The organism is Cupriavidus sp. TMH.W2 (assembly GCF_050847365.1).
GTDB lineage: Bacteria > Pseudomonadota > Gammaproteobacteria > Burkholderiales > Burkholderiaceae > Cupriavidus.
Genome location: NZ_CP193793.1, coordinates 1,605,926 through 1,618,060 on the forward strand (window position 1 = coordinate 1,605,926; position 12,135 = coordinate 1,618,060).

The window sequence follows — 12,135 nt, forward strand, 5'->3', positions numbered from 1 at the left end:
CCGGAGCCCGCCGTGGACCAGCCAGACAACGCAAAGATCAAGCTCACCGCCTTCTCCCACGGCGGCGGGTGTGGGTGCAAGATCGCCCCCGGTGTGCTTTCTGAAATCCTCAGGAATTCGGTCGGCTTCCCTGCTCCGGCAGCACTGCTGGTCGGCAAGGAAACCAGCGACGACGCGGCGGTCTACCGGCTCAATGACAGCCAGGCCCTGATCGCCACCACGGACTTCTTCATGCCGGTGGTGGACGATCCGTACGATTTCGGGCGTATCGCCGCCACCAACGCCATCTCCGACGTCTATGCCATGGGCGGAACCCCGATCATGGCGCTGGCGCTGGTCGGCATGCCCATCGAGAAGCTGCCGCCCGAGGTCATCGGCAAGATCCTCGAAGGCGGCGAATCGGTCTGCGCCCAGGCGGGCATCCCGGTCGCGGGCGGCCACACCATCGATTCCCTTGAGCCGATCTACGGGCTGGTGGTCCTTGGCCTGGTGCACCCGGATCGGGTCAAGAAGAACAGCGGCGCCGAGGTGGGCGACAAGCTGATCCTCGGCAAGCCGTTAGGCGTGGGCGTGTTGTCCGCCGCGGTAAAGAAGGACAAGCTCGACGCGGCCGGCTATCAGGAACTGATTGCCTGCACCACAAAACTCAACACGCCCGGCCGACTGCTGGCCGAAGTACCCGGTGTCCACGCGCTGACCGACGTGACAGGCTTCGGCCTGCTCGGCCACCTGCTGGAGCTGTGTCGTGGCGCGGGCGTCGGCGCCCGGCTGGACATGGGGCGGATTCCGCTGCTGCCGCGTGTCGAGCGCATGGCCGCCGAAGGCCTGGTGACCGGCGCATCGGGGCGCAACTGGGCCAGCTACGGCAGCGAGGTGGACCTGTCCACGTCGGTCACGCCAAGCCAGCAGGCACTGCTGACCGATCCCCAGACCAGCGGCGGCTTGCTGGTGTCATGCGCGCCGGAAGCCGTGGACGAAATTCTGGAGATCTTTCGCCGGGAAGGCTTCGCAGACGCTGCGGTGATCGGAGAAATGACGGAAGGAGCCGCCCGTGTTGCCGTTGCTTAAGCGCCTTGCCGCGCTGGCCCTGCTGGGCTTTGCCGGCGTTGCCGGTGCCCAGGCTGTCCTGAAGGTCTCGGCCATTCCCGACGAGTCCCCCACCGAACTGCAGCGCAAGTTCGCGCCGCTCGGCAACTACCTGGAGAAGGAAACCGGCATGAAGGTGCAGTTCGTGCCCGTCACGGACTACGCCGCGGTGGTCGAAGCGCTGGCCACCGGCAAGATCGACATGGCATGGCTGGGCGGCTTTACCTATGTGCAGAGCAAAATCCGGACGAAGGGAGCGACCATCCCCATCGTCCAGCGCCAGGAAGATGCCGCGTTCACCAGCAAGTTCATCACCGCCAATAGCGCGATCAAGTCGCTGGCCGACCTCAAAGGCCGCACTTTCGTTTTCGGCGCGCCGTCCTCGACCTCCGGGCACCTGATGCCACGTCACTTCCTGCTGCAGGCCGGCATCGACCCGGACAAGGACTTCAAGACAGTCGCCTATTCTGGCGCCCACGATGCGACGGTGGCTTTCGTGCAGGCCGGCAAGGCCGACGCCGGCGTGCTCAATGCCTCGGTGTGGGACAAGCTGGTGGAGCAGCATAAGGTGGATCCGGGCAAGGTCAGGGTATTTGCCGTCACGCCGCCCTACTACGACTACAACTGGACCGTGCGCGGCGGGCTCGATCCGGCCTTGCGCAAGAAGCTGACCGAAGCGTTCCTGCGACTTGACCCGGCCAATCCCGAGCAGCGGGAGATCATGGCGTTGCAGCGGACCGCCAGGTACATTCCCACCCGGCCGGAAAACTACGCCGGCATCGAGGCCGCAGCCCGCTCCGCGGGGCTCATCCAATGATGCCGGTCTGATGAGCTTCCGCCTGGACGCCGCCAGCATCAGTTACGCCAACGGACAGCGTGCGCTCAGCCAGATCACGCTGGCGGCCAGCCGCGGCGAGCCCATCGCCGTCATCGGTCCGTCGGGGGCCGGCAAGACCTCCTTGCTGCGCTTGCTGGCAACGTCGCTGCGACCCAGCGAGGGCCGTGTGGAGGTGCTGGAGCAAAGCCCCTGGGCGGTGTCCGCCGCGCGCCTGCGGCAATTGCGCTGCCGCATCGGCATGGTGCACCAGGCGCCGCCGATGCCGCCGCGCCAGCGCGTGGTCACCGCCATCCTTGCCGGCCGCCTGGGCCTCTGGCCTGGCTGGAAATCCTTGCTGTCGCTGGTCTATCCGGCAGACATCGATGGTGCCGGCGAACAGCTCGCCCGCCTGGAGCTGGCCGACCGCCTGTTCGACCGGTGCGACCAGCTCTCGGGCGGCCAGCTGCAGCGCGTTGGCGTCGCCCGCGTGCTTTACCAGCGCCCGGATTTGATCCTGGCGGACGAACCGGTCTCGGCAATGGACCCGGTGCTGGCCAACCTCACCCTGGGCGAGCTGCGCAAGGAAGCGGATACCCGCGCGGTGCCCCTGGTCGCCAGCCTGCACGCGGTGGATCTGGCGCTGCGCTGGTTTCCCCGCATTGTCGGCCTGAAGGCGGGCGAGATCGCCTTTGACCTGCCGGCCGGGCGCGTGACCGACGCGCTGCTGCGCGAACTCTATGCCTCCGAAAGCGCATCGCCACCGGTACAAGGCAGCCAGGCCCTGATGAGCATCGCGGCAGGTGCGAGCGCCGCGATCGGTGGCGATGCCCCGCCAAGGCCGGCGTGCCGATGACCGCCCACTCGCGCGACCCTCAGGCGCTGCGGCGCGCCAGCGGCCTGCTGCTCGCGCTGCTTCTGCTGTGGCCATTGTTGCGGTTGTCCCGCTTCAGCCCTTCAGCCTTGTTCGACGCCGGAAACCTCAAGGTGATGGGCGCCTTCGTGCGCAACTTCCTTCCCCCCGAGGTTTCGGCCGGATTCCTCGGGCTTGTGGTCAAGGCCACGCTGGAAACCCTGGCGATCGCCACTGCAGGCATTGCGCTCGCCTTTGTGATCGCAGCACCGCTGGCCGTGGCCATGGCGGGCAGCCTGTCGGTGTCGCGCATCGGCCCCGGCCAGGGACGCAAGCCGCGCATGGCGGTGCGCGCCGGCGTGCGCGCCCTGGTGCTGCTGCTGCGCGGGGTGCCGGAGCTGGTGTGGGCACTGGTCTTCGTGCGTGCCCTCGGCCTGGGAGCGGCGGCGGGCGTGCTCGCTTTGGCCATCACCTATGGCGGCATGCTGGCAAAGGTCTATGCGGAGATCCTCGAGTCCAGCGACCAACGCGCCGTGGATGCCCTGTTTGGCAGCGGCAGCGGGCGCCTGGCGGCCCTGTTCTATGGGCTGCTTCCCCATGCCGCGCAGGAGCTGGTCTCATACACCGTCTACCGCTGGGAATGTGCCATCCGGGCTTCCGTGGTCATGGGTTTCGTCGGCGCCGGCGGGCTTGGGCAGTTGATGGACCAGGCCATGAAACTGCTCAACGGCGGGGAAGCCGCGACCATCCTGCTGGTGTTCCTGCTGCTGGTTCTGCTGGCGGACGCGCTCAGCGCGCGCCTGCGCAAGCGGCTCGACTGAATCATGGCGCACAAGGCCAGGGCCGCTCAGTTCTGCATGCGCTGCCTGCTCACCCTGATCGCGGTGGCCGCCGCGGTTGCGGGCAGCTTCGCGTATCTGTCGCTCGATCTGAGCCAGCTCTTTTCCGCGGACGCTGCGGCCGAGATGGCGCGCTTCCTGCTGACGTTCTTCCCGCCGGAGCTGTCATCCGCTTTTCTGGCCAGAACCGCTGGCAGCATGTTCGAAACGCTCGCGGTTTCCGCCGTGGGCACGCTGTGCGCGGCGGTGCTCGGTTTTGGCCTGGCACTGCCTGCTTCCGGGCTCTACGGCGATGCGCTGCGCGCGTTGTCGCGCTTGCTGCTGAACCTGTTGCGCTCCATTCCCGAGCTGGTATGGGCGGCCCTGACCGTGCTCGCAGTCGGCCTTGGACCGTTTGCCGGCACCCTCGCCCTGGCACTGCATACCGCGGGCGTGCTCGGCCGCCTGTTCGCCGAGGCCCTGGAGAATGCGCCGCGCGCGCCCGCCCGCGCGCTGCAGGAAGGGGGCACCCCTGCCGCGCTGGTCTTCGTGTATGGGACGCTGCCCTGCGTATGGCCCCAGTTCCTGGCCTACATCCTGTACCGGTGGGAAACGAATATCCGCATGGCGGCAATCCTTGGCTTTGTCGGCGCCGGCGGGCTCGGGCAGATGCTGTATTTCGAGCTGTCCCTGTTCCATCTGCACCAGGCTTGCACGGTGATCATCGCCATGCTTGCCCTGGCGGCCGTGGTCGACGCAGCCAGCGCACTCATGAGGGCTGGCTGGCATTCGTGAAGCGGCGCCGGCGGCGCTTGCTTCCCGCCAGGTTTTCGCGGTCACGCCATCTGGCTGATCGTCTTGCGGAAGCGGCGCAGCGAAATCGCGAAGAACGCCGCACCGATCACGATCAGCGCCAGGAACTGTACCCACACGACTTCGATGCCGGCGCCACGGAACAGGATGGCCTGGCTGAGTTCGACGAAATGCGTGGTGGGTGCGGCCAGCATCACGTTCTGCACGAACTCTGGCATGCTCTCGCGCGGCGTGTTGCCGCCCGACAGCATTTGCAGCGGCACCAGTACCAGCACCAGCAGCATGCCGAACTGCGGCATCGAGCGTGCGAGCGTGGCCAGGAAAATGCCCATCGACGTCGTGGCAAACAGGAGCAGCGCGGCGCCGCACAGGAACAAGGCCTCGGAGCCCGCAATGGGCACATGCAGCGCGCCGCGCACGATCAGCCACAGTGACGCGGCGGCGGCGATCAGCACCACCAGTCCCATCGACCAGACCTTGCTGAGCATGATTTCAGCGGGCGTGACGGGCATCACCAGCAAGTGCTCGATGGTGCCGTGCTCACGCTCGCGGATCAGCGCGGCACCGGTCAGGATGATCGACAGCATCGTGATGTTGTTGATGATCTGCATCAGCGCGCCGAACCACGCCTGCTCCAGCGTGGGATTGAAGCGCACGCGCAGCGCCAGTTCCACGGGCAATTGCGTGCCGGCGCGGTAGCGGTTGACGAAGGTCTGCACTTCACTCGACACAATCTGCTGCACGTAGCCGCTGCCCGTGAACGCCTGGCTCATGCGTGTGGCGTCAACGTTTAACTGCACTTCGGCACCGCGCCCACCGAGCACGTCACGCTGGAAGTCGGGCGGGATATTGAGCGCAAACGTGAACTGTCCCGCGTCCATGCCGGCGTTGACCTCCGGCGAGGAAATCATGCGCGGCATCGTGAACTGCGGCGGGAAGAAGGCCGAGGCGATCTGCTGCGACAACGGCGAATGGTCCTCGTCGACGATGGCGATCGGCGCCAGATGCAGCGTGTCCGGTTGCGCCGTGGCCGATGAATAGACCGACGCCGTGAACGTGTAGATGATCAGCACCAGCATGATCGGGTCGCGTGCCAGGCTCCAGAGTTCCTTCACGCCGAGCCGGTAGGTGTTGACGAGGTGGCGCAGTGCGCCGGCGCGCGCTGCCGGGGCGGGCGTGGCTGCCGGGGCGGTGGCTGGCGCGTGTTCCATTGTCGCTCACTTGTCCTGCTTGGCCAGCAGCATCACGGTGAGCCCGAGCACCACGGGCACCGCGATCAGCAGCGGCCAGTATGACGCATGCAGGTCGGAAAAGCCCAGCGCCTTGTTGAACACGCCCCGGCTGATGATCAGCATGTGCGTGGCCGGATAGATCTCGCCAATGATCCGGCCGCTGCCTTCCATCGACGACACCGGCGTCAGCAGCCCGGAGAACTGGATCGTGGGAATCATCGTGCCGATCATCGTGAAGAACAGGGCGGCGATCTGGCTGCGCGTAAACGTTGACGCGAACAGGCCTACGCCGGTCGACACCACGTTGAAGATAAGCGCGGCCGCGAGCAGCGCCAGGAAATTGCCCTTGACCGGCACGCCGAACAACGTCACCGCCAGCAACACCATCAGCAGGAAGTTGAGCATGCCCAGCACCACGTAGGGCATCTGCTTGCCGAGCAGGAACTCCGTGCGCGTGACCGGCGTGACATAGAGGTTGAGGATCGATCCCAGTTCCTTTTCACGCACCACGGACAGCGCCGTCAGCATCGCGGGCAGCATCATCAGCAATAGCGGAATCACGCCTGGCACCATGGCGGGCAGGCTTTTCACGTCGGGGTTATAGCGGAAACGCGTTTCGATCGACACCGTGCTCGTGCCGCGCACGCCATAGCGGCGCAGTGCCTGGTCTGCCAGCCAGGACTGGTGCATGCCTTGCACGTAGCCGACCACGGTTTCCGCGCGCATCGGCATGGCGCCATCGACCCATGCGCCGATCTGCACGGCCTTGCCGCGCGCCACGTCGCGCGCGAAACCCGGCGGAATTTCCAGTGCCAGCGCCAGCTTGCCGCTGCGCAGGCGACGCTCCATGTCGTCGTAGTCGGTCAGCGGCGGCTGTTCGACGAAGTAGCGCGACCCCGCGATGTTCAGCGCGTAGTTCTGACTCAACGTGGTCTGGTCGCGATCGAGCACCGCGTAGTTCAGATCTTCCACGTCCATGCTGATGCCGTAGCCCATCACGAACATCAGGATCACCGATCCCAGCAGCGCCAGCGTCAGCCGCACGGGGTCACGCTGCAACTCCAGCGCCTCGCGCCAGAGATAGCTGTACATGCGGCCGAACGAAAACCACTGGCGCGCGCCGTGCCCGTCGTCGGACGTGTGCTGCGTGGCCGGGGGCGCGGCCGCTTCGCCGGCAGCCTGCGCGCCGCCCCCTGCAGCCACCAGATGGTCGATGAACGCGGCCTCCAGCGTGGCCGCGCCGCAATCGCTGACAATGCGCGCCGGCGGATTGCTGACCAGCACCTTGCCCGCGTGCATCAGCGAGATGCGGTCACAGCGCGCCGCCTCGTTCATGAAGTGCGTGGAAATGAAGATCGTGACATGATCGTCACGCGACAGCGCCACCAGCAGGCGCCAGAAATTGTCGCGCGCAACGGGGTCCACGCCAGAGGTGGGCTCGTCCAGGATCAGCAATTCCGGCTTGTGCACCATGGCCACGGCCAGCGACAGGCGCTGCCGCATGCCCAGCGGCAAGCTGTCGGGCAAGGCTTCCATCGCGTCGGCCAGCCCGAAGCGCTGCGCCATTTCGTCCACCCGTGCGGCGATGTCTTCGCTGGGCACATGGAACAACTGCGCGTGCAGCACCAGGTTCTGGCGCACAGTCAGTTCCGAGTACAGCGAGAACGCCTGCGACATGTAGCCAACGCGCCGCCGCGTTTCGATGTCGCGCGGGTCCACCGGTTGTCCGAACAGCCACGCCTGGCCGTCACTGGCCGGCAGCAGGCCCGTCAGCATCTTCATTGTCGTGGACTTGCCGCAGCCGTTGGACCCCAGGAAGCCGAAGATCTCGCCGCGCCGGATCTTGAACTGGACATGGTCCACGGCAACGAAATCGCCGAAGCGCATGGTCAGGTCCTTGGCCTCGATCGCGATCGGCGTATGCTGGCCGACGTCAAGCGGCGCAATCACCACTGGTTCGTAGCCGCGCTTCTTTGCTTCGGGCAACAGGCCGATGAACGCACCTTCCAGATCGGTCGCGCCCGTGCGCGCCAGCAATTCGGCTGGCGTGCCCGTTGCGAGTATCTTGCCCGCGTCCATCGCCACGAGCCAGTCGAAGCGCTGCGCTTCGTCCATGTAGGCCGTGGCAACGACCACGCTCATTTCCGCGCGTTCTTCGCGGATTCTGGCTATCAGGTCCCAGAACTGCGCGCGCGCCAGCGGATCCACCCCCGTGGTGGGTTCGTCGAGGATCAGCAGGTCCGGATCGTGGATCAGCGCGCAGCACAGTCCCAGCTTCTGCTTCATGCCGCCCGAGAGCTTGCCGGCTGGCCGCGCGAGGAACGGCTGCAGACCGGTGCTGCGCGTCAGGTCGTCGATGCGCATGCGCCGTTCGGCCGCGCCGTGCCCGAACAGGCGCGCGAAGAACTGCAAGTTTTCCTCGACCGAAAGCGTGGGGTATAGATTCTTGCCCAGCCCCTGCGGCATATAGGCGATGCGCGGGCACACCGCGTCGCGATGCGCCTTGCGCGACATGTCGCCGCCAAGCACGGTCACCGTGCCGTCCTGCACGGCGCGTGCGCCGGCCACCAGCGAGAGCAGGCTCGATTTCCCCACGCCGTCCGGGCCGATCACGCCGATCATCCGTCCGGCCGGCAGTGCCAGCGAGATCGCATCGAGCGCCATCGTCTTCCCATAACGCAGCGTCACTTGCGCAACGTCTGCCACGGGCGCGAGCGTATCGGCCATGTCGCGTATCCGCTGTCAGGACGGCAGCTTCACGGCCAGCGACGCGGGCCATTCCGCCCTGGCATCGAGCTTGACCCATGCCACGCCGGGCAACCCGGTCTTGACCACCTTCAGATGCTGCAGCAACAGTTCGCGACCGATCTGCGCGCGCACCCGGAACATCAGCTTCTGCCGCTCGCTTTCGGTCTCCACGGTCTTGGGCGTGAACTGCGCGGTGCTGGAGACGAACGACACCCTGGCCGGAATCACGAACTGCGGCGCGGCGTCCAGGACGACGCGCACGTCCTGCCCGATGGCCAGGCGGCCGGCCTGGGCTTCGGGCAGGAAGAACGTCATGTAGACGTCGGACAGGTCCACCAGGTTCAGCACTTTGCCGCCGGCCGCCAGCACTTCGCCCGGCTGCGCCACGCGATACTGCACACGGCCGTCGCGCGGCGCCTTCAGCTCGCTGTCCTCGATATCGGCGCCGATCCGCGCGATGGTGGCCTGCGTTGCGGCCACCGCCGATTGCGCGCCGGTGACCTGTGCCTGCGCGGCTTCGACGGCAGACTGCGCGGCGGCCACCTGGGCGCGCGCGGCGATCACCGCGGCCTGCGCGCTGCGCGCGCGCGCCCGATCGTCATCGAGTTCCTGGATCGACGATGCGCCTTCCTTCGACAGCGTTTCGGAGCGCGCCAGACGGCGGCGCGCGGCATCGAGCTCTGCTTCGCGCTGGCTGACCAGAGCTTCCGATGTGGCCTTGTCGCTGCGGCGCGCGGCCGCCTGCGCCACGGCCGCTGCGGCCGCGTTGATGGCCTGCTGATGCTGCGCGACGGCTTCGTCGTGTTGCGCTTCAAGGGTCTGGGCCTGCATGCGCGCCAGCGGCTGGCCCACCTTCACGAAATCGCCCTCGTAGACCAGGATCTTGCTGACGCGGCCGGCGAGTTTGGTGGCCACATCGACTTCGGTCGCTTCGATGCGGCCGTTGCCGCGCGCGAACCCTTCGCCGGGCCCGGTGTCGCGCATGGTGTTCCACGCGTACCAGCCGCCAGCGGCGACGGCCAGCACAGCCAGGGCGGGAAGGAGCTTGTTGGCAGGAGGCTTCATGGGACTGGCGTGGTTGGCGGGCGGATTAGCGGGACGGAGCCGGCGCAGGCGCCGTTTGTGCGGCGTCCGATGTCGGCGGTGAAGGCGTGGCGGAAACGGCGGTGCCGCCGCCCAGCGCGGCGTAGAGGCTCACGCGACTGGCCAGCAGCGCCCGGCGCGACTGTACGGCCTGTTGTTCGATGGCCAGCAGGTCGCGCTCGGCGTCGAGCACTTCGAGGAAGGCGGCCGCGCCATGGTCGTAGCGCAGCTTGGCCAGGCGGCGGCGTTCGGCCTGCGCAGCCTGCGTGATCTGCAGGATGTCCACTTGCTCGGCCAGCCAGCGCTGCGCGCTCAGTGCATCAGCCACGTCGCGGAACGCGCCCTGGATCGTCTTTTCATATTGCACCACGGCTTCCACGCGGCGCGCTTCGGCCAGGTCGAGATTGCTGCGCAGCCGTCCGCCCTGAAACAGCGGCACCGAGATGCTGGGCGCAAACGACCATGCGCCACTGCCGCCGCCGAACAGCCCGTTCAGGTCGGCGCTGGCCGTGCCCGCGAAGCCAGTCAGCGTCACACGCGGGAAGAACGCCGCGCGTGCTGCGCCAATATCGGCATGGGCCGCCTTTAGCTGATACTCGGCGGCCACGATGTCAGGGCGGTTTTCCAGCAGTTCGGACGGCAGCCCCGCATCGATGCCGCGCATCAGTTCGGCATCGGCGACGCGCCCGATGGCGGGTTTCACCTCGACCGGCGCACCCACCAGCACTTCCAGCGCATGCTTCTGCGTGGCGCGGTCCTGTTCAAGCTGCGTGCCCAGTGCGCGCGCCTGCTGGTAGAGCGTGGTGACTTCGGTCAGCTCCAGCTTCGACGCGGAGCCCACCTGTTCGCGCCGTGTGAAGATGCGCAGCGATTCGCTGCGGCTGTCGATCGTCTGTCCGGCCAGAGCGATGCGTTCGTCAAGCTCACGGATGGCCAAGTAGGTCTGCGCAACCTGGGTGACGATGGACAGCGTCACCGCGCGTTGCGAAGCTCCCGTCGCCAGGTAGTTCTGCAGGGCGGAGTCCTTGAGGTTGCGCAGGCGCCCCCAGAGATCGATTTCCCACGTGCTCAGGCCCACGCCAAGCTGATACTGGCTGCTGATCAGCGGGCGCCCCGTCAGGTTCAGGTCGCCCGGCACGCGGGCGCGCGATCCATCGGCGGCCACGCCTATCCACGGGTACAGGTCGGCACGCTGAATGCCGTAGGCGGCATACGCTTGCGCCAGGCGCGCGGCGGCGATGCGCAGGTCGCGGTTATTGTCGAGCGCCTTCGCGATCAATGCCTGGAGTTCCGGGTCGGCGTAGAAATCGCGCCAGCCCACTTCGGCGGCGGGTAGCGTGGCGCGCGCGGTGGCGTCGGCCGGCCATGCGTCACGAACCGGCGCCGCGGGCCGATCATACGGGGGCGCCATCGAGATGCAGCCCGCAAACAGCAAGGGCACGGCAACGATCGCCGCTGAACTGCGCATGGCGCGTTCACGCCTGGAGAGAAGCCTTTCGGAGAGGGCAGATAGCATGCGTGGCAGCCGCTTCAACCAGGCATCACCGTGCGCGGTGCGCCGTGAAGAGATCTGGAGCCCAGGTGTCCGCAGACTGAGTATTCTCAGTGTTTCGTCAGAATATCGCAGCTTCCGTCACATCCGGCCGATCGCGTGATGAATTCTTTATTCTGGGGAATTAAGCAATTTCGGCGCAACCGCGCGCGCTGGATCCAATGCACACGGGCCGCCGAAGCAGTATCCGACCGCGCCATCTGCAAGGCGTCAATGGACGGGCTCTGGCAGAGCTTTACGGAATCACTCGGGCCGGACGCCAGTGCCATGCGGCGCCCCGACAGGGACAATGGCCTCAGGCGGCCTTGGTGCGCGGCTTGCGCGCGGGCTGGCGCTTGTCCTGCTTCTCCTGCTTCCACGTCTCGATGCCGTCCAGCGTAATGCGCAGCCCCTCTTCGAACGCAGTATCGGAAGACAGCCTGGAGAAGGCCTTGCTGACAAAGCGCGCGCCCGGATACTGGAGTTCGGACGCGGATTGCAGCTTCTTTTCGATGAAGCTCTGGTGGTAGGCCGGCAACTGGCGCGAAGCCTCCGCCATGCTGGCGGAAACCAGGTACTGCGCGATCAGGTGGTAGCCCAGCGCCACTTGCTCCGCGGTGAAGCCACCCTGCATGATGGCCGACGTCATGCGGTTGAAGAACTCCATGCCGTAGTCGGTCTCGCCCGGCTCGACATCCTGGAACAGGCGGAACCGGTTGTGTGACGCGACATAGATGCTGACGCCGGGGTTCTCCACCGCCACCTCGAAGCTCAGCCGGGCAATGCCTTCCACGTCGTTGCGCCAGTCGCCCGTCAGCGAAGGCAGGCGCCCCACGCGCTGGCGGTAGTAGTCGTTGAGCACGCCGGAAACGAGCTGGTCGCGGCCGCCCAGGTAATAGTGGATCAAGCCAGGCGCGACGCCGAAATCCTTGGCCAGTTGCACCATGGAGATCTGGTCCAGCGGCACGCTCTTGGTCAGCCTGATCGCGTGCTGGAGGATGGCCACGCGGCTGAGCATGGGCTCGGCGCCGATCGGCGAATCGGTCTTGGGCGGCCGGCCGCGGCGGCGAGGCGCATTCGGCGCAGCTGGCGTCGAGGGCGTCTTGCTGGCGGCGGCTGGGGATTTGCGGGCGGCAGGCATCTTGGGTGGACCGTTC

Annotated in this window: 10 protein-coding genes; 5 read left to right on the plus strand and 5 right to left on the minus strand. The window is 66.9% G+C overall.

All coding sequences use genetic code 11. The features are described 5' to 3' along the window. The first annotated feature begins 12 nt into the window (after positions 1–12). From selD to phnE, 5 genes are read left to right on the plus strand one after another with little or no spacing between them, the layout of a single operon-like run. Positions 13–1,068, plus strand: a complete 1,056-nt coding sequence (selD, locus tag ACREYQ_RS24860; RefSeq protein WP_432260650.1) for a selenide, water dikinase SelD — start codon at positions 13–15, stop codon at positions 1,066–1,068. After that, the gene (locus ACREYQ_RS24865) at positions 1,052–1,903 is read left to right on the plus strand and encodes a putative selenate ABC transporter substrate-binding protein (RefSeq protein ID WP_432260651.1); all 852 of its coding nucleotides are present in this window, start codon (positions 1,052–1,054) and stop codon (positions 1,901–1,903) included. Before selD ends, ACREYQ_RS24865 begins: the two co-directional genes overlap by 17 nt. A gap of 10 nt (positions 1,904–1,913) precedes the next feature. Continuing rightward, on the plus strand, positions 1,914–2,756 hold the full coding sequence (locus ACREYQ_RS24870; protein WP_432260652.1) for a phosphonate ABC transporter ATP-binding protein: 843 nt from the start codon (positions 1,914–1,916) through the stop codon (positions 2,754–2,756). Continuing rightward, positions 2,753–3,574 carry a PhnE/PtxC family ABC transporter permease gene (locus tag ACREYQ_RS24875; protein WP_432260653.1) on the plus strand — a complete coding sequence of 274 codons (822 nt, stop codon included), beginning with the start codon at positions 2,753–2,755 and terminating at the stop codon, positions 3,572–3,574. Before ACREYQ_RS24870 ends, ACREYQ_RS24875 begins: the two co-directional genes overlap by 4 nt. Positions 3,575–3,577: 3 nt before the next feature. Continuing rightward, positions 3,578–4,366 (plus strand): phosphonate ABC transporter, permease protein PhnE, encoded by a 789-nt coding sequence (gene phnE / locus ACREYQ_RS24880; protein WP_432260654.1) that lies wholly within the window; start codon positions 3,578–3,580, stop codon positions 4,364–4,366. Positions 4,367–4,407: 41 nt separating this feature from the next. Here phnE and ACREYQ_RS24885 read toward each other — a convergent pair whose 3' ends face one another. The 5 genes from ACREYQ_RS24885 to ACREYQ_RS24905 all read right to left on the minus strand — a co-directional run bounded on the left by ACREYQ_RS24885 (position 4,408) and on the right by ACREYQ_RS24905 (position 12,119). Beyond that, positions 4,408–5,532 (minus strand): ABC transporter permease, encoded by a 1,125-nt coding sequence (locus tag ACREYQ_RS24885; RefSeq protein ID WP_432262650.1) that lies wholly within the window; start codon positions 5,530–5,532, stop codon positions 4,408–4,410. Positions 5,533–5,601: 69 nt separating this feature from the next. Next, the gene (gene rbbA / locus ACREYQ_RS24890; protein ID WP_432260655.1) at positions 5,602–8,343 is read right to left on the minus strand and encodes a ribosome-associated ATPase/putative transporter RbbA; all 2,742 of its coding nucleotides are present in this window, start codon (positions 8,341–8,343) and stop codon (positions 5,602–5,604) included. Positions 8,344–8,358: 15 nt separating this feature from the next. Further along, positions 8,359–9,429, minus strand: a complete 1,071-nt coding sequence (locus ACREYQ_RS24895) for an HlyD family secretion protein (RefSeq protein ID WP_432260656.1) — start codon at positions 9,427–9,429, stop codon at positions 8,359–8,361. A gap of 25 nt (positions 9,430–9,454) precedes the next feature. After that, on the minus strand, positions 9,455–10,915 hold the full coding sequence (locus tag ACREYQ_RS24900; protein ID WP_432260657.1) for an efflux transporter outer membrane subunit: 1,461 nt from the start codon (positions 10,913–10,915) through the stop codon (positions 9,455–9,457). Between the two features lie 379 nt (positions 10,916–11,294). Continuing rightward, complete coding sequence (locus ACREYQ_RS24905; RefSeq protein ID WP_432260658.1) at positions 11,295–12,119, minus strand: TetR/AcrR family transcriptional regulator; 825 nt, start codon at positions 12,117–12,119, stop codon at positions 11,295–11,297. Positions 12,120–12,135 lie beyond the last annotated feature (16 nt).